At 67.0% G+C, this 19662-nt stretch carries 22 protein-coding genes; 11 read left to right on the top strand and 11 right to left on the bottom strand.

Features of this window, described 5'->3' with window-relative positions:
* Window positions 1-30 precede the first annotated feature (30 nt).
* The 5 genes from IPG97_03725 to IPG97_03705 all read right to left on the bottom strand — a co-directional run bounded on the left by IPG97_03725 (window position 31) and on the right by IPG97_03705 (window position 3062).
* A complete protein-coding gene (locus IPG97_03725) occupies window positions 31-483 on the bottom strand; it encodes a PASTA domain-containing protein (GenBank protein MBK6855680.1) in 453 nt (150 codons plus the stop codon).
* Between the two features lie 118 nt (window positions 484-601).
* The gene (locus IPG97_03720) at window positions 602-802 is read right to left on the bottom strand and encodes a hypothetical protein (GenBank protein ID MBK6855679.1); all 201 of its coding nucleotides are present in this window, start codon (window positions 800-802) and stop codon (window positions 602-604) included.
* 16 nt (window positions 803-818) lie between these two features.
* Window positions 819-1118: a hypothetical protein gene (locus IPG97_03715; GenBank protein ID MBK6855678.1), complete on the bottom strand. Its 300-nt coding sequence runs from the start codon at window positions 1116-1118 to the stop codon at window positions 819-821.
* Window positions 1119-1416: 298 nt separating this feature from the next.
* Window positions 1417-2451 carry an EcsC family protein gene (locus tag IPG97_03710; GenBank protein ID MBK6855677.1) on the bottom strand — a complete coding sequence of 345 codons (1035 nt, stop codon included), beginning with the start codon at window positions 2449-2451 and terminating at the stop codon, window positions 1417-1419.
* A 35-nt stretch (window positions 2452-2486) separates the two neighbouring features.
* On the bottom strand, window positions 2487-3062 hold the full coding sequence (locus IPG97_03705) for a hypothetical protein (GenBank protein ID MBK6855676.1): 576 nt from the start codon (window positions 3060-3062) through the stop codon (window positions 2487-2489).
* A gap of 838 nt (window positions 3063-3900) precedes the next feature.
* Here IPG97_03705 and IPG97_03700 point away from each other — a divergent pair.
* Entirely contained in the window at window positions 3901-5076 is a 1176-nt protein-coding gene (locus IPG97_03700; protein ID MBK6855675.1) for an SIR2 family protein, read from the top strand.
* A 62-nt stretch (window positions 5077-5138) separates the two neighbouring features.
* On the top strand, window positions 5139-5420 hold the full coding sequence (locus IPG97_03695; protein ID MBK6855674.1) for a preprotein translocase: 282 nt from the start codon (window positions 5139-5141) through the stop codon (window positions 5418-5420).
* Window positions 5421-5663: 243 nt separating this feature from the next.
* Here IPG97_03695 and IPG97_03690 read toward each other — a convergent pair whose 3' ends face one another.
* The gene (locus IPG97_03690) at window positions 5664-6200 is read right to left on the bottom strand and encodes a TIGR03086 family protein (protein ID MBK6855673.1); all 537 of its coding nucleotides are present in this window, start codon (window positions 6198-6200) and stop codon (window positions 5664-5666) included.
* 352 nt (window positions 6201-6552) lie between these two features.
* Here IPG97_03690 and IPG97_03685 point away from each other — a divergent pair, with 352 nt between their 5' ends.
* The 3 genes from IPG97_03685 to IPG97_03675 all read left to right on the top strand — a co-directional run bounded on the left by IPG97_03685 (window position 6553) and on the right by IPG97_03675 (window position 8427).
* Entirely contained in the window at window positions 6553-6924 is a 372-nt protein-coding gene (locus IPG97_03685; protein ID MBK6855672.1) for a cupin domain-containing protein, read from the top strand.
* A gap of 109 nt (window positions 6925-7033) precedes the next feature.
* Complete coding sequence (locus IPG97_03680; protein MBK6855671.1) at window positions 7034-7597, top strand: hypothetical protein; 564 nt, start codon at window positions 7034-7036, stop codon at window positions 7595-7597.
* The gene (locus IPG97_03675; protein MBK6855670.1) at window positions 7531-8427 is read left to right on the top strand and encodes a response regulator transcription factor; all 897 of its coding nucleotides are present in this window, start codon (window positions 7531-7533) and stop codon (window positions 8425-8427) included. The genes IPG97_03680 and IPG97_03675 overlap by 67 nt, the downstream gene beginning before the upstream one ends.
* Before the next feature lie 23 nt (window positions 8428-8450).
* On the opposite strand, the gene IPG97_03670 is transcribed toward IPG97_03675, so the two are convergent.
* From IPG97_03670 to IPG97_03660, 3 genes are all read right to left on the bottom strand, one after another.
* The gene (locus IPG97_03670; protein MBK6855669.1) at window positions 8451-9938 is read right to left on the bottom strand and encodes a DUF222 domain-containing protein; all 1488 of its coding nucleotides are present in this window, start codon (window positions 9936-9938) and stop codon (window positions 8451-8453) included.
* 131 nt (window positions 9939-10069) lie between these two features.
* On the bottom strand, window positions 10070-10615 hold the full coding sequence (locus IPG97_03665) for a DUF1697 domain-containing protein (protein MBK6855668.1): 546 nt from the start codon (window positions 10613-10615) through the stop codon (window positions 10070-10072).
* An 86-nt stretch (window positions 10616-10701) separates the two neighbouring features.
* Entirely contained in the window at window positions 10702-11520 is an 819-nt protein-coding gene (locus tag IPG97_03660) for a phosphotransferase (protein ID MBK6855667.1), read from the bottom strand.
* A gap of 95 nt (window positions 11521-11615) precedes the next feature.
* Between IPG97_03660 and IPG97_03655 the strand changes: the two genes are divergently transcribed.
* The 4 genes from IPG97_03655 to IPG97_03640 all read left to right on the top strand — a co-directional run bounded on the left by IPG97_03655 (window position 11616) and on the right by IPG97_03640 (window position 15920).
* The gene (locus IPG97_03655) at window positions 11616-13046 is read left to right on the top strand and encodes an aldehyde dehydrogenase family protein (protein MBK6855666.1); all 1431 of its coding nucleotides are present in this window, start codon (window positions 11616-11618) and stop codon (window positions 13044-13046) included.
* Window positions 13047-13211: 165 nt separating this feature from the next.
* Window positions 13212-14693, top strand: coding sequence for an NAD(P)/FAD-dependent oxidoreductase (locus tag IPG97_03650; GenBank protein MBK6855665.1), 1482 nt, complete (start codon window positions 13212-13214; stop codon window positions 14691-14693).
* Between the two features lie 18 nt (window positions 14694-14711).
* Window positions 14712-15326, top strand: coding sequence for a hypothetical protein (locus IPG97_03645; GenBank protein ID MBK6855664.1), 615 nt, complete (start codon window positions 14712-14714; stop codon window positions 15324-15326).
* Between the two features lie 66 nt (window positions 15327-15392).
* Window positions 15393-15920: a hypothetical protein gene (locus tag IPG97_03640; protein ID MBK6855663.1), complete on the top strand. Its 528-nt coding sequence runs from the start codon at window positions 15393-15395 to the stop codon at window positions 15918-15920.
* Window positions 15921-15937: 17 nt separating this feature from the next.
* Here the strand turns inward: IPG97_03640 and IPG97_03635 are convergent, their stop codons facing one another.
* A complete protein-coding gene (locus IPG97_03635) occupies window positions 15938-16939 on the bottom strand; it encodes a glucosyl-3-phosphoglycerate synthase (protein ID MBK6855662.1) in 1002 nt (333 codons plus the stop codon).
* A gap of 60 nt (window positions 16940-16999) precedes the next feature.
* On the opposite strand from IPG97_03635, the gene IPG97_03630 reads away from it, so the two are divergent.
* Both IPG97_03630 and groL read left to right on the top strand, forming a co-directional pair.
* Entirely contained in the window at window positions 17000-17275 is a 276-nt protein-coding gene (locus IPG97_03630; protein ID MBK6855661.1) for a MoaD/ThiS family protein, read from the top strand.
* Between the two features lie 295 nt (window positions 17276-17570).
* Window positions 17571-19190 (top strand): chaperonin GroEL, encoded by a 1620-nt coding sequence (groL, locus tag IPG97_03625; protein ID MBK6855660.1) that lies wholly within the window; start codon window positions 17571-17573, stop codon window positions 19188-19190.
* A gap of 161 nt (window positions 19191-19351) precedes the next feature.
* Here groL and IPG97_03620 read toward each other — a convergent pair whose 3' ends face one another.
* Window positions 19352-19627 (bottom strand): WXG100 family type VII secretion target, encoded by a 276-nt coding sequence (locus IPG97_03620; protein MBK6855659.1) that lies wholly within the window; start codon window positions 19625-19627, stop codon window positions 19352-19354.
* Window positions 19628-19662: the final 35 nt, after the last annotated feature.

The following is a 19662-nucleotide window of genomic DNA, read 5'->3' as shown; positions in this document are numbered from 1 at the left end:
AGGTCGACCCGGGCGGGTTCGGTCCACCGCCTACGGGCAGATCTCGTCCAGCTTCACGACACCGAAGTCGACGGTGGTGTCGTCGGTGAAGGTCGACCCGGCCGGGATGTTCTGCGTGCAGACCTTCCAGTTGCTATCCAGGACCTGGTTTCTGTTGCCGGCAAGGTCGTGGGACGCGGAGTAGAAGAGCGGGTTTCCTGAGACTGACTGGAGCTCGTCTTGGGCGTCCTGCAGGTTCTGGCCCACGAGATCGGGCATGGTGTATCCCGCCGGAGCAGCGGTGGTCGGTGGTGCTGTCGTGGTGACGGGCGCCGCGGTCGTTGTAGGCGCCGCGGTCGTGGCTGGCGCGGCAGTCGATGGGGGCGTCTCTGAGGTGGTGGGAGTGAGGGTGGTCGCTGGGGCAGCGGTGGTCTCAGCCTGAGATTCCTGAGTATCCCCGCCCTTGGTGCCACAGCCGGTTCCGGTGATGATGGCCAAGGTCACGAGCGAACCGAGCGCGCATGTGCGGGCAGTCAGGCGACGTTGCGATTTCATGGGGTCCCTTTCGAGAGACGGTGAGCGATCGCTGCCTACGTACGGCCCCGCCGTGACATCCCCGGCCTCAGTCGTTTATCTCTTCGAGGCCGAGGAACAGGTAGCTGTGGTGTTCTTCGTCGTCGGAGCAGTATGAGTAGGCCAGGTCGGCGGGAAACGCGGCCAAGTGGACGAGGCGGAGTGTGCCCACCAACAGGTTGGCAGTTGCCGTCGTGGGGGTGGCGGTGGGGAGGAGAGCCGAGTAGTTCGGTGATCCTTCGTACTCCATTGGGGCCGATGTGGAGCTAGGCGGGAGTGTCTTCCAGATAGGGCGTGTACTTCACCTTCTGACCCCACCGAGTCCAGAACGGCAAGGGAATGCAGCCATCCCCGGCCACCGCTCCACGCTCCGAGTACCGCTTCCCGTCCTCCGTCGTAACAGTGACCTGAGACCTGCTCGGTCCGAAGACCTCGGTGACACGGCCCGCGATGACGGATCGGACGATTGACTCCAGCCATTCGATGTCCTGCCTTGAACGGCGGAGTTCCCATCGGCCACCCGGGCCGCCGAGCGTTTCGAGGTAGACCTCGTCGCCGAAATCCATCCACCCCACCGCGAGCGCTGTATTTCGTGTCGGCGTAAGAGTCACGCCGTCACCGGGCACGGCCCATCGATCGATCGTCACAGCGTCACCGAGCGAGTGTTCCAGCTCATCTGCCAAGGCTGTGAGCGATTCCGCCGCACTGTCCCGGGTCTCGTTGCCAGCCACTCATGCAGACTACGGGTGGTGCTGTGGCGGGTGCCGAGTGCACTAGCGAGGGGTCGGACCTCCCACCCCTTCGGGTCAGAGCAACGGTGGTGCCGACTCGCTGCGGCCTCTGCTGCGGCCCTTGCGACTCGATCTACTCGCCGGCCCTCTCGATGTAGGAGCCGTCCGGCTCGGGCAGGAGTGCATCAAGTTTGTCCAGAACTATGAGGTCGTCAAAGCTTGGAGTTGGCATCCAAGTGTCAAGTCCGTACTTTTCGATCAGGAATCGCTCGCGGTAGGCGTAGGAGGCAGCGGTGCCTACCTTCCGCATGAGCGCGTAATTGAAGCTCGCGCCGATTGCGATTCCAGCGACAGGCAGTGCCTGAGCGAGCTTCTTCTTCGTCAGATTGACGCTGAGTTTCGCGAAGAGGCCTTGAATGAGCTTCACGATCGCCTCCTCGCCCAGTTCCTTCCATGTCGCTCGTCGTGCGACCATCATCGCGACCTGTCGGATGTGGAGCATCGCAGTCTGTCTTGCAGCGCCTTCCCCGACGACCCCGGCACTGATGACCGCTAGGAGGACGGCCTTTTCCTCTTCCTCGCGCGCGTCGTAGCCGTAGTAGCCCGCGTAGTGAGTTGCCACGCGGGCCGCCAGGGCGATCGTGGCTACGACGTCGGCGACGAGCGCACTCCCAACGGCGAGTCCGCCCGGTGCCGCTGCCACGCCCGCGGTGCCCATGACGGCTGCTGTTCCGCCCCCTGCGACAAATCCCGATCCTGCGCCCGTTGCCGCTGAGGTTGCTGCATAACGGATGTTCAGCCTCGGAAGGATCCCGTCGATGGCCTCAAGGTCGAGCTGCCTCATGTCGGACAGAGCGTGGACGTCAGCTCCTGCATCGCGGGCCGCTTCCAGGATGCGGTCACGGCGCAGCGACGCAGCGACTGCGTCGGTCAGAGCCTGGTTTCCTCCAGCGAGAACCTTCTCCATGACTTCGGTGAGCTGGTCGGTTCCGGGGACAGCTTTCCAGGCGGTGGTGACGCCTGTCCCGAGTTCTTTGGCTTTCCCGCGCATCCTCTCGGGCAGGAGGTTGCGACGCGCCGCGTTTTGCCACTTCTGGATGGCGTCCCACGCTTGCCGCTCGTACGGGCTGAGATCACTGAGATCCCAGAATTCTGTTGAGTTGTCCACTTCGTGATCCTTTGAGATGAAGCCGTGTTCAGGGCTTAGGTGAGCTCGTCGAGGAGTTTGATCGCCTCGTCGTACTTGGCCTTCAGGCGGGCAGGCTTGGCTTCGACCTGGTTGGCCTCGTGGTCGAACTGGTCGGCGACCAGGAGTAGCTCTTGGGCCAGGGCCGGGTCCGCCGAAGTGGCGGCATGTCGGTAGTCGTCGGCGCCTTGGCGGAGTTCGGCGGCCAAGGTCTGGCTGTTCTCGGAGAACAGGCGTACCCGCTCGGGGTTGGTGTTGTCGGCCAGGTCGGCACGTTTGACCTTGCGTGCGAGGGGGTTCTGGGCGGCCCGACGCACGAACCGGAAGTAGCCCTCATCGCTGCCCTTCTCGTCATCTCGCTTGGTCAGCGCCTCAACCGCATCCACCACCTCGGTCGGTACACCCAGGTCGAGCAGTCCCTGGGTCGAGGCGGACTCGACGTCCTCGAGGTAGTCGTGCAGCGCCGCGACCATCTTCTCGGCGTTGCCGTCGACCCCGCCCATTACCCGCCAGATGTGGCCGATGTACGGCTGGCCCGACTTGTCGATCTGGGAGGCGTGACCTTCCCGGGCGATGCGAAAGGCATCAGCCACGCTGAACCCTGTCGCTCCTGCACCATCGGTCATTACCGGTTCCCCTCCTGCGTTGCCGGCACGCTCGCCCGCGAAAGTACCGGCGATCCGTGACCTGGCCGACGATCGTACGGCCACCGGTAGGTCCCAAATCTGGCCGCCAACGATGGTCTTTGGCGACGATCTTCTGTGGGGGCGGATCGCGTAGGCCTCCACGCGTACTCTCATCACGGACCCCGACGCGGGTCCACGGGACGAGCGGGAGTGCCGCGCGCCAACGGGCCAAGCGACGTCACCTGTAGCAGTGCCCCGTCGGCCATTTATTCACGCGAGTGACCACTGAGATCGGGAAAGGCATCGATGGCAACGAAGGATATGGGCCACGTCTTCGTAGTCGCAGGTGATGTAACTCGACTTCAATGCGACGCATGGCTTCTTCCAACCGACCGTGACTTCGTGGTTAGTAGGGCCTTCGCCGGTTGCGTGGGGTTGGAGCCATCAGGGCGGCTCCGCGGCTTGTCATGGCTTAGGGATCCAGTCGTTGAGTGGGGGGACACTCCCGCGGGGGATCCCCGGATCTTCCTCGGCAATGTCGGAAAGGCCTGGCCTAGTGGTAGCGGTCAGAATGCCAGGGATGGCGCCGACCGGCAGCTCAGCGCGGCCGAGCACGTGGCCGACTGTGCCAGAGCCTTTGTCAAGGCGGCGCGTGCAGCCATCGGGGAGGGTGATCGGTTCGGGCGTCCGCTGTTTGCCCTCCCCGTGATCGGTACCGGAGAGGGTGGGTTGGCCGACAGGAAGGGAACCGTCCAGATGGCACTGGTGAACGCCTTGGTCGAGGCCTCCCGAGACCATGAAGTGGATGTCGCTCTCGTGGCGCGCAGGCGCGGGCCTACCTGCGGCCCAACGGGCGCGCCGGGCCCACTTCAAGCAACAGCCAGAAGCGGAACTCGAGCAGTTTGGGGCCCTGACCGAGGAGCTCCACGAGTCGGCGCACAGGCTTGCAACCCACGCCCAATCCGGCAATCTCGTCCTCTTTCTGGGGGCAGGCGCGTCTGCGGACTCCGGGCTCCCGGACTGGTCGGAACTGTTGCTCGACCTGCTGAAAATGGCAGGTGCCGAGGACATCAACCTCGACCGGTTCAAGGCGCTGGACTACCGAGACCAAGCCACCGTTGTCGCCAAACTCAAAGGGGAGGAAACGACCAAGATCTACGAAGACCTCCGCGAACGATTCGGGACACCTCTAGGCACGCTGACCCACTCGCTCCTGGCGTCGCTCCCCACTTCTGAGGCCGTGACCACCAACTATGACGAGCTCTTCGAGCAGGCGGTCCGGGCAATCGAGGACGACTCCATTGCTGTCCTTCCCGACCAGGTTGTTGCGCCCGGTCAGCGTTGGCTTCTCAAGCTTCATGGGACCATCGATCGCGCCGCGACCATCGTGCTCACGCGACGGGACTACCTGTCGACGGCATCAACCCATGGGGCGTTGTTTGGCATCGTGCAGGCGATGCTCATGACCCGCCACATGTTGTTCGTCGGCTACTCGCTTGAAGACGAGGACTTCCACAAGTTGGTTGAGGAGGTGCGTGTTGCTCGATCCGACGCCAACGTGGTTGATGTCCTTGGCTCGACTCTCACGCTTGAGCCAGACCCGCTCTTCACCAAGCTGTGGGAGGACGACCTCACCATCATCCCGATGGCTGAAGGCCGCTCTGATGCTCGCCAAAGATCGGGCCAGGTGGAAATTGACCGCAGCGCCGCCTTACAGAACGCTGCCCGGCGACTCAGGATCTTCCTGGACAAGGTTGCCTACGAGGCGGCGGACCTGCGCGCCTTCATTCTCGACGATGCTTACAGCGACATGCTCAACGAATCGGAAATGCGGCTGAAGAAGACGCTGGTCGCCCTCAGGGATGCATCCCTTGGCAGTGCCGATAGCAACGGATCAGAGTGGGATCCGGTGCACGATTTGATCGCGAGCTATGGCGGTCCTCTTCCGGACCGAACGCGGCGCAGTTCCGGCGCACAGTAGTGACGCCTGAACCTGCGAACTTGCCGGGTGGGCGGCGGTGGCCGGCTACGGCTGAGCGGCTGATGCGGTCGAGGTTCGAGGCGTTCCGGTCAGGGGATGTGGAATGGCTGTTGGCTTCGTGGCATCCCTCTACCCGGCCGGCGTCGGTCGACCTCAGCGGGAACCCCGACTGGCAAGGGCTCCAGATCGTCGACACCGTCGACGGCGGCCCCGACGACGAGACCGGGATCGTCGAGTTCCGGGCCACCTACAGCACGCCTCATGCCGGTCTCGGAGTGCACCACGAACGGTCCCGGTTCGTGCGGGACCACGGTCGCTGGTACTACCTCGACGCGATGTCGTAGCGGGCTCCGCTATTGGAACGAACCGGCTAGCGACCCTCCGAGCGCGTACTTGGCTCCGATGTCGTCGCAGAGCTAGACGACCTTGACGACGAGGGCAAGCAGGGGTTGGGTCATTCGGGCTGGGAACGTCCAAAGGCGTGATCGGTGAGAGGCTGGCCGTAACGACGCCATCGTCGGGTCGGCCCTCCTGGATAACTGTCTCGTGGGCGCGAGTCACAGGCTTGGCCGGGGTTCTAAGTGTGATCAGACCTGCCGGCCGGTGAACGCCGCCAACCGTGTCATGGCATCTGCGCCGGTCGGTGGCTCGACGGCCGGCGCGAAGGCAGCTCCCCGCAGAGGTTCGATCGCGCCTCGAGCGAACTCGTCGGCCGCTGCCACCAGGTCATCTGAGGGCTGGTAGCTGCCTCCGATGGCCTGGGAGATGTCCCAACCATGGACCAAACCGTCGAGGGCGATGAACCGGGCGAACGTGTCGCCAGGCACCGTGCCGAACGGAGCTTCGATGGATCGACCGAGGGCGCCCTCGGCGCTGACCGCCTCGCCCAACTCGGTCATCGCCTGACCCCATGCCGCCACCACATCGGTCGTGTCGAAGTCGTGCGGGGCATCGCCGCGGTATCCGGCGGCGAAGGCGGAGGCACCGCTCACCATGTGCTCGAGGACGCCCCTGACCGTGAATTCGGTGCACGGCGTCGCCCTGTCCAGGTCGGCTGGGGTCACGGTCTCGACCAGCGCGCCGAGGGTCGGCATCAGATCGTTGAGTTGAGCGAGCGGTTCCATCAGATCTCCTTGGGTTCGCACTGTTTGGGTTCGCACTGTTTGGGTTCGTCCAGTCGACTTTGCTCCCAGCCGCGCGGCCTCGCGGTCGCGCCCGGCTTTGATCAGCTCATCCACGCCGGGGCTGCCTTGGTCGGACATGCCCACATCATGGGCAACCGAGACTGTGTCGAGCGTCGGGCATGTGCCCCAATTGTGACTGGGGCGATCGACGCCGTCATGGGTTGTTCACCCCACGACCCTCGGGCGGACTCGGTCCGATTGCGGTTCGTGCCCGATGCGGGGCGGGGCCGGGCGAGCAGATGCTGATGGATGCCGCCGGGATCAGCCCGGCACCAAACCACAGGAGAACGCCATGCACGCACCTTTTGATGAGATCCCCAGCGAGATGGAGGTCGGAGAGATCAGGACCCGCGGAGTCGAGTGGGGCGACCAGTTGGTCCGTTGGATCAGCTTGCCCGCCGGGGTCGACTTCACCCCGTTGTTCGTGGGGCTGCCCGATGACAGGTGCCAGTGCCCGCACTCGGGCTACGTGATCGACGGATCGATCACGATCCGCTACGCCGACGGTACCGAGGAGACCTGCCGTGCCGGCGATGCCTATCACTGGCCGACCGGCCACACCGGCTGGACCGACGAGGGTGTCACCTTCTTGGAGTTCAGCCCGGCCGCCGACCTTCACCCGGTTCTCGCCCATCTGGGAGCGCAGCTTCTGCCCGCCACATGATCGCCGGACACGGTTCCCCGGCCGCGTCGACCGCTCCGAGCTGACGGGCCACCACCTGTCCTCCCGGCTCCATACAGTGAGCACCCGCAACCGGTTCGGGCGAGGTCACATGTCCCTGGAACAGCTGTCCGTCCTGCGTGAGGCGATGGAGCACTACGACTGGCAGGCCGCCTTCGACGGGGCGCGGGACGGCTCCTTCGCCGACCCGGTCAGCGAGGCCGAGCGGCTCGACCTGTTGGCCGAAGCGGCGTGGTGGCTGGGGAACCTGGAGGACTGCATCTCGAACCGCGAAGCGGCGTTCGCCGCTTGGACGGCGGTCGGGGAGGCCCGTCGATCAGGCCAGTGCGCGGTGTGGCTCTACGAACACCACCTGTTCAGAGCCCGACCCCGGATCGCCCAGGCGTGGCTGCGTCGTGCCCGTCTGGTGCTGGAGCCGCACCGGGCGGTCCGGAGACCGGCCCAGGAGTCCGGGGCACCTGGGCTGATTAGCGCGGGGGGCTTGGTGACCTGGCACGGGCCTCGGAGTGGACCGATGCCACGGCCCGGTGGTCCGAACAGCACCCGAGGGCGATCTTTCCCGGGATCTGCCGCGTCCATCACGCGGTGGTGCTCAAGCAGCGTGGGGCCCTGGCCGAGGCCGCAGAGGAGGCTCGCCGGGCCGGAGAGGAACTGACCGCCAGCCACCTTCCGAACGCGGCGGCTGCCTACCAGGAGGTGGGCGACATCCTCCGACGCCTCGGTGATCTCGACGCCGCTGCCGACGCGTTTGCCAAGGCCAGCGAGATGGCGGGAGGGTTGTGTGGCGGTTACGCGCTGGTGCTGCTGGCACAGGGCCGCACCCAGGAGGCCCGGGCCACGGTCGACCGTTGCCGGGCCGGTTGCGGGCCGTCACCGCTGGCCAAGGCCAAGTTGTTGCCGGTGTTCGTCCAGGTTGCGATAGCGGGCGGCGACCTGGACGCGGCCGAGGCGGCCGCCGTCGAGTTGGACCAGATCTCCGAGGCCTATCCGTCGACTTATCTGAGCGCGACCGCACGCAGCACCCGAGGCCGGGTACAGCTGGCGACCGGTGACCCGAGCGCGGTGAGCACGATTGGTGAAGCCTGTCGAGCGTGGCAGATGCTCGGTGTTCCCTACGAGGTGGCCACGACCCGGACCCTGCTGGGCCTGGCGTTGCGCAACTCCGGCGACGACCGAGGTGCCGTCGCCGCTTTCGCGGAGGCATCAGCCACCTTCGACGAGATCGGCGCGTCGTTGGACGCGAGCATCGCTGGTGGGGGTGCCATGCCCACGTCGCTCCCAGCAGGACTCACCCAACGAGAGGTGGAGGTCCTGCGGCTCCTGGCCACCGGTATGACCAACGCGGAGATGGCCGAGGCGCTCTACCTCTCGGTAAAGACGGTGTCGCGGCACCTGTCCAACATCTTCGTCAAGATCGGAGTCACCTCCCGGGCGGCGGCCACCGCGTTCGCCTTCGAGAACGGCGTTGTCACTCCTGGTGATTAGCCAGGCCAGGGGGTGACAGAGGGTCAGGCGGCTTCGGGAGGCATGAGGTCTTGGATGCGCTTCTGGAGGGCCTTGTCCATGCGGGCTTCTTCGATCGGGTCGAATGGCTCGGGTTCGGCGGGCTGCCAGATTGGCGGTGGTCTCCGGGTCAGTACCGGGGCGAAACGGGATCGCGGCGGCCCGACCGGGGTCTTGCGCCCCCGGACCAGGTCGGGTGGGGTGTCGGGCACGGCGCTTTGCAGTTCTGTGTCGTCGGGTCTGGCTACCCGGACGTGGCCGGTCACCGATCGTGACAGCACGAACCCGTTGTGCACGGCTCGGTGGTGGAAGGGACACAGCAGCACCAACTCGTCGAGGCGGGTCCGTCTGCCGATCTCGTAGGGCACGGTGTGGTGGGCGTGACACCAGTTGGGTGGTGCGTCACATCCGGGGAACACACAGCCTCGATCCCGTTGGTCCAACACGGCACGCTCTCGGCGGGTCGGGTACCGGCGGGTGTGGGTGGCGCCCAGGATCTCTCTGGACCCGTCTAGGCCGAAACGCACCAACAGGTCGGTGATCTCGGCGTCGCACATCAACTGGTCCGCGATCGCTCTGGCCAGGGCGGTGCCACCGTCGAGCAGGCAACGGCGCCGACCGACCTCGGCCAGATCGGTGACCTCCTTGCCGAACATGTCATCGGCGTCCCAGGACACGTTCACGTGGGCTCGTGACTGGGCGGAACCGGGTTGGGCATGGGAGCCAGCCGCGACCAGCGCCGCCAGGGCGTCAGCGCGATGGGCGGCCCGAGGCCGCGAATCGTCGGGGCGAATCGCCCCGGCCCGTACGCCAGCATCGATCCAGGATTCCAACATCGTCGACAGCGCGGAGCCGGTCACCGCATCGAGATCGCCGTTCAGATGCCAGCGACCCTGAAACGTCTCCGAACATGTGACCGTGTTTCGACCCGTGTCGCCTGAAGGTTCGGGTCCATCGTCTTTGCCGGCGGTGGCCAACGCCAAGCGCCGCCAGTGAGCGACAGCCACCCGAGCCTGAGCCACCGTCAGACCTGTGATCAGATCGACGAGGTCAGCTTCGTGCTCGCCGAAGAGGTCTTCAACACCCTTCCGAGCCTCGACCAGCAGTCGTACCTTTGCCGACCCCAGCCGCCCGCAAGCAGCCGCAGCGTCAACGACGGGGCAGGCCCGCAAGGCCCGCCCCGTCGCGACCAACCCGCCCGCTACCGGACGAGACAACTCGCTGCGAGCCGCCAGCCAGCCCGCGGTGGACCGGGCGCCATCGGTCATAGCCAGACCCCTGGTATCGAACGAAGCCGCCAGGCGCGCCACCAACGAATCCAGACGCCCCGACAACTCCACCACCCCTACCAGGGCGTCCACCACCTCACCGTCTGTCAGATCCCCAACCGAAGCCCCCAACAACTCGCCCAACAGGACCAGCGCCTGCTCGACCCCGTTTGCGCTGTTACCGCCATCGCCACGTTCACCGGGATCGAAACCGCCAAGCTCCATACCCGTACTCTAGCGAACATATGTTCGATTAGCAAGCCGTTGTTCCTGGAAAGTCTCAACTCCGCGATGGGTCTCCCAACAGGTCGGTTCCGCGAAGGCAAGTCACGGCCGCGACGGCCCCGAGCCTCCGGTCAACCGGGGGTGTGGACCTTGTTGGAGCGGGCGACGATCTTGGCGACGGTGTCCCAGGTCCGGGTGGTCACGTTCTTGCCGAACGTCTTCTCGATGAGGCGCATGAACGCGGGGTCACCGGGGTGGGGGAGGTAGCTGACCAACGCTTCGGTCCCCGCTACCTGCCAGATGGTCGCCTCGTCGACGGTCACCGGCAGGGTCTTGGTCGCGGCAGGGTCGACGGGTTCGTACAGGAACGACACGACCCGCTTGGACCCTTCCGGAACGTCGAACCACGCGAACGGGTCCCCGTCGAGCAGTCCTTGGAGTTCGTCGATGGTGCGGTAGGTGATCTCGAAGGTCCGCCCCACGTGTTCGGCCATCGCCTTGTCGGCCATGGCCCTGATCTCCGATGTCGACCGCGAGCTAGTGGTGAACACCACGTTCCCACTGGACAGGACCGTCGCCACGTCACCGAACCCCGCAGCGGTGAAGGCTCTGGCGAGTGTGTCCATCTTGCAGTTCATCGGGCTCACGCCCCGAAGCAGCGCCGCGTACCGGGTCATGGTCGAAAGGGTAGGACCACGCTGCCAGCCTCGTTCCTTGGCGACTTGGGGCATGGGACTCGAACCCCCAGCCTTTTGATCCGTAGTCAGGGGGTTGGCGGTAGGTCCCGGCAGAGGGTGTCCAGGAAGTGGGCGCGTTCGGCTTGGAACCAGGCTTGGCGGCGGTCGTAGCGGGCTTGGCCGCCGGTGGCTTCCCACATGGCCACGAAGGCTGGTTGGCCGGCTTCGACACGACGGCGAACGAACTCGCCGCGTTGGTCGATCTGGGTGGTGAGGGCGTCGAGGAGGTCGTGGCGGCTGGCCTCGTCCAGGCCGTAGGCATCGGCCACCACTCGTAGGCGGCGCACCGGGTTGAGGGTTCCGCGGCCGGTACGGGCCGCGTCTTCGGCTGTCTCGATGGGGGCGCACAGGCGGGCCATGGCGGCGACGTCCCACACCCGACGGCCGGGGGCGGCGAAGTCGAAGTCGATGAGGGCCGTGGCCGACGCACCCCTGAACACCACGTTCTCCGGGCACACGTCGTTGTGGCAGACCACAGGGTCGGGACCTGGAGTGGGGTCAGCCAGTTCGGTGTTCCACACGGCGTCGGCCGGTATCGGGAAACTCGATGCGGCGTCGTGGTAGCGGTGAAGGAGCTTGGTGATGGTGACCAGGACCCGGTCGGTCAACGACCAGGTGGGAAAGGGTGGCAACGCAACTTCACCGGCGATGTAGAGGAGTCGTTCCCGCCCGTCGGGGTCGATGCCCACCACGGCCGGCACCCCCATCAGGCCATGGGTGCGCACGTGGTAGAGCAGGGCGTGCACGGCGGGGGTGTGGGGTCCGGCCGGTCGTAGGATGTGGGCGCCGACCTGCACCACCTCACCGTCGTTGCCGACCCCTCCGGCCATGGTTGTCTCGTCCACGTCGTGATCTTGCCAGGCAGGCCGATGGCCTGAGACCGGTACCCTCGGATCTGCCGACAAAGACCGTGCGTCGGCCGCCGCCCAGGAGGTCAGTCGTGAACGAATACCGCCAGCTCTACATCGACGGCGCCTGGGTGGACCCGGCCGGAACCGAGACGATCGACGTGATTTCGGCCTCCACCGAGGCGGTGATGGGCCGCATTCCCGCGGGTACCGAGGTCGACGTCGATCGGGCCGTTGCCGCCGCCCGTGCCGCCTTCGACGGGTGGGCGTCCACCGTGCCGGCCGAGCGGGCCGCGGTGGTGGCCGCCATCGGTGAAGGAATGGCGGAGCGACGAGACGAGCTGTCCGGGCTGATCTCGGGCGAGGTCGGCATGCCCCGCAAGCTGGCCGGGATCATCCAGGTCGGCCTGCCGGTGGCGGTGGCGGGTGGTTACCCGGGCATCGTCGACGACTTCGCCTGGGAGGAGGAGGTGGGCAACTCCCTGGTGGTGCGCGAGCCGGTTGGAGTGGTGGCCGCCATCACCCCATGGAACTACCCGCTCCACCAGATCGTGGCCAAGCTGGCGGCCGCGCTGTGTGCCGGGTGCACCGTCGTCCTCAAACCGAGCGAGGTCGCACCGCTCAACGCCTTCGCACTGGCCGAGATCATCCATACCGTCGGGGTGCCCGCCGGAGTGTTCAACCTGGTCAGCGGGACCGGACCGGTGGTGGGCGAGGCTTTGGCCGTCCACCCCGACGTCGACATGGTCAGCTTCACCGGCTCCACCCGGGCCGGTCGCCGGGTTCAGGAGGTGGCGGCCGCCACCGTCAAACGGGTCGCCCTCGAGCTGGGCGGCAAGTCGGCCAACATCTTGCTGCCGTCCCTCGACGAGGCGACCCTCGACAAGGCGGCGCGCGCCGCGGTGTCCAGCGCCTACCTCAACTCCGGACAGACCTGTAGCGCCCTCACCCGGCTGCTGGTCCCCGCCGACCGTCACGACGGAGTGGTCGACGTGGTCCGCGACGAAGTCGAGTCCCGCTACACCCTCGGCGACCCGCTCACCGACGCCGGTCGGCTCGGCCCCCTCATCTCCGACACTCAGCGGGACCGGGTCCGGGCCTACATCCGCACCGGCATCGACGAGGGGGCGACCCTCGTCACCGGCGGCGCCGACGCCCCCGAGGACCAGCCCACCGGTTACTACGTCAAGCCCACCGTGTTCGCCGGCGTCACCAACGACATGACCATCGCCCGCGAGGAGATCTTCGGGCCGGTGCTGTCGATCCTGCCCTATGGCACCGTGGACGACGCGGTGGCCATCGCCAACGACAGCGACTACGGGCTGTCGGGCGGGGTGTGGGGCGCCGACATAGACGAGGCGCTAGCCGTGGCCCGGCGCCTGCGGACCGGCCAGGTCGAGGTCAACGGCGGCCGTTACAACACCCTCGCCCCCTTCGGTGGCTACAAGCAGTCCGGTATCGGGCGCGAGTACGGCCGCGCCGGGCTGGAGGAGTTCCTCGAGACCAAGGCCATCCAGATCTGACCGGCGCTGTCGGCCGAGTAGCGAACGTCGGAGAATCGGCTCGTCACGCTCGGTACGATCCCGCCCATGTCAGGGAACCGGGGACTGCGACCGAGCCGCACTGCCCGTATCGCGTCGTTGCTCCCCTTGCCCTTGAGGCAGCGAGCCGAAGCCCTCCCCGGCGCCATGGCCCCACCGGTCCGGCCGGGCCAGGCCACCCCGCGGGTGGCGATCATCGGTTCCGGCTTCGGCGGCCTCGGCATGGCCGTCCGCCTGCGCCAAGCCGGGATCGACACCTTCACCGTGTTCGAGAAGGCCGACTCGGTGGGGGGCACGTGGCGGGACAACTCCTACCCCGGGGCGGCCTGCGACGTGCCGTCACACCTCTATTCGCTGTCGTTCGTGCCCAACCCGGCCTGGACCCGCAAGTTCCCCACCCAACCCGAAATACGCCGCTACCTCGACTCCATCCCGGCCCGGACCGGCATCACCGACCACATCCGCCTCGGCACCGAGGTCAAGGCCCTGCACTACGACGACGACACCAAGACCTGGCATGTCACCGTCACCGACCTCCACACCGGCACCCAGACCACAGAGACCTTCGACGCCGTGGTCGCCGCCACCGGTCAGCTCAACCGTCCCCACATCCCCGCCCTCGACGGCCTCGACTCCTTCGAGGGTCCGGTGTTCCACTCGGCTCGATGGGACCACGACCTCGACCTGACGGGTCGTCACGTCGGGGTGGTCGGGATCGGGGCCAGCGCCATCCAGTTCGTGCCCGCCATTGCGGAGGCGGCGGCGTCGCTCACCCTGTTCCAGCGCAGCGCCAACTACGTAGCTCCCAAGGCCGACGCCCCTCTCAGTGCCCGGGCCCGCCGGCTGCTCCACGTCGACGCCTTCCGCAAGGCCTACCGGTTCTCGATCTGGGCGCGCTTCGAAGCCCGGTTCATGGCCCTGCGCGACGGTTCGGTGCTCAACAAGATGGGTCAGAACCTGTTCGACAAAGGACTGGCCAAGGCCGTCGGGCCCAAGCTGACCCGCGAGATGGTCGTCCCCGACTACACCCTGGGCTGCAAGCGAATCCTCATCGCCAACGACTGGTACCCGACGCTGATGCGTCCCGACGTGGAGGTGGTGTGCGGCGGGGTGGAACGAATCGAGCCCGACGCGGTGGTGGTCGACGGAGTCGCCCACCCGGTCGACACCTTGGTGTTCGGCACCGGGTTCGAATCCACCGGGTTCCTCATGCCCATGACCGTCACCGGCCGCCACGGCATCGACCTGCACCAGAGTTGGGCCGATGGTGCCGAGGCCCACCACGGGATCACGGTGAGCGGGTTCCCCAACCTGTTCGTGCTCTACGGCCCCAACACCAACCTGGGCCACAACTCGATCATCTTCATGCTGGAACGCCAGATCACCTACGCCTTGACCTGCATCCGCGCCCTGGTGGGGGACCGTCGGCCTCTCGACGTGCGGCCCGGGGCCCAGGCCGCCTCCAACCGCCGTGTGCAACGAGACCTGGGACGCACGGTGTGGGCCACGTCGTGTCATTCCTGGTACAAGACGGCCACGGGGCGCATCACCAACAACTGGTCGGGCACCACCTTGGACTACTGGCGGCGGACGTGGCGTCCTCGCTGGAGCGACTTCGACCGGGTGTGAACGGGGGACGTGGAACCGATGGGCGATCGCGTCGATACTGGCGCCGTGCAACAGGAGGTACTCCGCCATCGGGCCCAGTGCGTGGGCTGTCGAAGCAAGCTGCCCCCGCGCGGGCTGGCCTGGGTGCACCGGGATGCCTCCGGTGTCGAACAGGTGGTGTGCGACACGTGCTTCCGAGCCGGCACCTTCCCTGAGGAGCTCCGCCCCGAGGGCTACCTCACCGCCATCCAGAAGGCCGAGCTCGAGGCCCGCGCCAGAGCCGAGGCCGAAGCCGAGGCGTTGTCGGTGGAAGCGGTGGAGTCCGTCGCCCACTCGGTGGCCCAATCTCTTGCCGAGACCCTGGCCCGGTCGGTCGAGGAGTCGGCGGCAGCAGCAGCCCGCAAAGCCCGGGAAGAAGCCGACGCCTACGCCGCCGCCATTGCCAACCCGCCCGAGCCGACGGTGGACATCGCCCCGCTCGAGGCCGGGGCCCTGGTGGGGACCGAGCCGCCGACGCCTGCACCCGGCGAAGCTCCCTCGACCGAGGCGGCCCCTCCCGTCTCGGAGTCGAACGATGACAGCCCGCCCGAACCCGTAGTGGCGTGGTCGGCTTCTGAAGAACTGTTCCAGGGGCCTCCGGTGCGGGTGGGGTGAGGGTCCGAAGCGGCCCGGGCCAAACCTCGGATCCGAGATGGGGTCAGGACCGCCGAACCAGATCCGGTGCCGCTCACCGTTCGTGCCGGGCGGGCTCAACCTCGCGACGCCATCGGCCGGGTGCTCATGGCCGCAGAGAACCGGGGGTTGGTGTGGCTCGGACCTCGCACCACACCCGAGGGACGCACCATCGACCACGTGGCCGTGTCTCCCAACGGGGTGTGGCTGGTCAAGACCGAACCTCCCGCCACCGGCCGAATCGAACGCCGCGACGTCGGAGATTGGTTCACCGCCGAGCCCCGCCTCTACGTCGGCGACCAGGACCGAAGCGACGTGGCCGTGGTGAGCGCTGCCGACGAAGCGTCGGTGGCCCGGGCGCTGGTGGCGTCCCCGCTGGAGTCGCTGCCGATCTATCGGGTCCTGTGCTTCGCCGATGTGCCTCCGGCCTGGATCGAACGGCCCTTCGAATTCCAGGGCATGTGGGTCACCTGGAGTCGCCACCTGATCGAACCCATGCTGGCCACCGTCCACATCCACCGGACTGAGGTGTCGCGGCTGGCCGGCGTGCTCGACCGGATACTCACCCGGGCTTAAGGAGCCGCATCCACCGCTCAAAGCCGGGAGCGGGCGGCCAGGCTGGCGAGTGGAGGGCGCTCGTTGGGGGAGACGACCAGCGGCGACGTCCCGGGACGACGCAGGATGGCAGGTCCGGGTGGCCGGACACCGGCCCGATCCAAGATGACCTGACTCACGGTGAGAGCCATGGGGCCCAACTCATCGAGCGTGCGGTTGCGATGGTGGCGCACACCGAGGTCGACCTGGGCTATGTGTTCGATGCCGACGGTGCGGGCCGCGTCGATCAGCAGGGCCACGTCGACGCCGTAGCCGGTCATGAAGGGCAGTCGTTCGAGGAGCGTGCGGCGTCCCGCGTACTCGCCGCTCAACGGCTGGGCCACCTCGGCCAGGTCGGGGAAGAACTGCGACAACAGAGGACGGGCCAGCAGCTCGGTCACCCGACCGCCGCCAACGCCGTCGGACTCGGGCCGGTGGTAGTGGCCCTTCACGAAGTCGATGGTCGGGTCGGTCAACAACGGACCCAACAGACCGACCACGAACGCTGGATCGAAATCGACGATGTCGCTGTCTACCCACGCCACCACGTCGCCGGTGCTCTCGTGAAGCGACTTCCACAGCGCTTCCCCCTTGCCGTGGCCGGCGCCGTACTCGGTCAACACCTCACCGGCGTCGACCACCCGGGCACCAGCGGCGGCGGCCCGCTCCGCGGTGAGGTCGGTGGAGTGGTCGTCAACGACCACGATCTCGTCCACCAGGGGGGTGAGCTCGACGAGGTGGTGACGGATGGATGCCACCACCTCGCCGACGGTGCTCTGTTCGTTGCGGGCCGGCAGGCACACCGACACCGTGGTCGCCCCCTTGAGCGAGGTCAGGTCCGCGGCCCGGAACCAGCCCTGAGGGTAAGAGCGCGGGAAGCGGTCTTCTTCCAGCGCCCTGATGCCATCGGTCACCCCACCAGCTTGCCGCAGAGGACGCCCGGTACCACCTTCGACCGCTGATCGCCCACTGGTGGAAGGTCCGCAACCCGCCACTACCATCGGGCCCGCCCGTCCTCCTCCCGAGGACCCGTTCTCCCAACCAGTCGAGGTAACCGGCCCATGTCCGTAACCGTTCGAGTCCCCACCACGCTCCGCACCCTCACCGGCGGCGAGTCCGAGGTGCAGGTCCAGGGCGGCACCGTCGGCGCCGTCCTGGACAGCCTCGAGGCCGCCCACCCCGGGTTCAAGGACCGGTTGCTCGATGCCGAAGGCGGCCTGCGCCGGTTCGTCAACCTGTACGTGGCCGACGACGACGTGCGGTTCCGTGACGGGTTGGACACCGAGGTGGCCGACGGCGACACCGTGTCGATCATCCCCGCGGTGGCCGGAGGCTGAAACGCATCGAGCGGGACACCGATGGTCTCCCTCCGACCCATCGATGCCCCGCTCTCGTGCGGTGGAGCGTCGCTCCTACTGATTAGATGATCGACGGATCGGGACCGGCCCATGATGGGTCGTTCGACCCTTTGGCCTGTCGTTGACCTCCCGTCGGCTGCCAGCGCGAGCTCGTCAGCGGTTAGCAGTCTCCCCCTGCGGTTGCTAACGGCGGCCGTAGGTGGTTTGCTGTTAGCAGTCTCTCTACGAGAGTGCTAACCGTTCCGACCCTCACCGCTTCTGGGAGAACCTTCAGATGCCCAAGATCATCGCCTTCGACGAGCAGGCCCGCCGGGCCCTCGAGGCCGGCATGAACCAGCTCGCCGACGCCGTCGCCGTCACCCTCGGCCCCAAGGGCCGCAACGTGGTGCTGGAGAAGAAGTGGGGTGCCCCCACTATCACCAAGGACGACGTATCGGTCGCCAAGGAGATCGATCTCGACGACCCCTACGAGAAGATCGGCGCCGAGCTGGTCAAGGAGGTCGCCAAGAAGACCGATGACGTCGCCGGTGACGGCACCACCACCGCTACCGTCCTGGCCCGGGCCATGGTCCGCGAGGGCCTCAAGAACGTGGCCGCTGGCGCTAACCCCATGGTCCTCAAGCGGGGCATCGAGGCCGCCGTCGAGGCCGCTGTGGCCGCTGTGGCCGACCTGGCCGTCGACGTGGACGACAAGGAGCAGATCGCCAAGGTCGCTTCCATCTCGGCCAACAACGATTCCGAGATCGGCGAGCAGATCGCCGAGGCCATGGACAAGGTGGGCAAGGACGGCGTCATCACCGTCGAGGAGTCCAACACCTTCGGCATCGAGACCGACTTCGTCGAGGGCATGCGCTTCGACAAGGGCTACATCTCGCCCTACTTCGTCACCGACCCCGAGCGGATGGAGGCCGTCATGGACGACGCCCTCATCCTGCTGGTGTCCTCGAAGGTGTCCAACGTCCGTGACCTGGTCCCGGTGCTCGAGAAGGTCATGCAGTCGGGCAAGCCGCTGGTGATCGTGGCCGAAGACATCGAGGGTGAGGCCCTGTCCACCCTGGTGGTCAACAAGATCCGAGGCACGTTCCGCTCGGTGGCCGTCAAGGCCCCCGGCTTCGGTGAGCGTCGCAAGGCCATGCTCCAAGACATCGCCATTCTCACCGGCGCGCAGGTGATCTCCGAGGACGTAGGCCTCAAGCTCGAGAACACCACCCTCGACCTGCTCGGCACCGCCAAGAAGGTCATCATCACCAAGGACGAGACCACCATCGTCGAAGGTGGCGGTGACGCTGATGACGTGAAGGGTCGGATCAGCCAGATCAAGACCGAGATCGACAACACCGATTCCGACTACGACCGCGAGAAGCTCCAAGAGCGTCTGGCCAAGCTGTCGGGTGGCGTGGCCGTGCTCAAGGTCGGCGCCGCCACCGAGGTGGAGCTCAAGGAGAAGAAGCACCGCATCGAGGACGCCGTCTCCACCGCCAAGGCCGCCATCGAAGAGGGCGTCGTGCCGGGCGGTGGCGTGGCCCTCATCCGGGCCCAGGCTGCGGTGATCGAAGCCGCCGGCAAGCTCGAGGGCGACGAGGCCACCGGTGCGCTCATCGTGGCCCGCGCCGTGGAAGAGCCCCTCAAGCAGATCGCCGTCAACGCCGGTCTCGAGGGTGGCGTGGTCGTGGCCAAGGTCAAGGAGCTGTCGGGCAACGACGGCTACAACGCCGCCACCGACGAGTACGGGCCGATGCTGCCCACCGTTCCCGACGCGGCCAAGGTGACCCGTTCGGCCCTTCAGAACGCCGCCTCCATTGCGGCTCTGTTCCTCACCACCGAAGCCGTGGTGGCCGACAAGCCCGAGGACAAGGCCCCGGCCATGCCCGGCGGAGGCATGGAGGACTTCTGAGTTGATGGGGTGACGGCTCGATCGTCGCCCTGACCTGAACCCGAAGTACCAAGAAGGCCGGCCCCGATGGGGCCGGCCTTCTCGCGCATCGGGCCTGGGGGGAGAGACCCGACGCTGCGGGGACACCTGGCCCGGCGGCGGCCCGGGCGGTGTCGCTCCGGTCAGTTGCCGCCGGCAGCCATGATGTCGGCGTTGATGCGTTCGACCCGCTGACGCAGGTCCTCCAGTTCGGTGCGGACGGTCTGGAGGGAGCGTGAGGTCTCGGGCCAGGCGCTGCGGAACTGGGTGGCCAACGCCCCGTCCCACACGTCGGGCTGGGAGAGCTGGCGTCCTTGCTGGTCGAGTTGGCTGATCTGTTCGGCCAACCCGCCGTTGATGATCGACGCCATGGTGGTGACCGCGGTGCGGGCGGTATCGGTGGAGAGGACTCTGGTCATCTTTGCTCCTGTCTCGGGTTTGGAATGACATGAAA

This window comes from Microthrixaceae bacterium, from assembly GCA_016702505.1.
Lineage (GTDB): Bacteria > Actinomycetota > Acidimicrobiia > Acidimicrobiales > Iamiaceae > Aquihabitans.
This window is presented reverse-complemented; position numbering and strand designations above follow the sequence as displayed.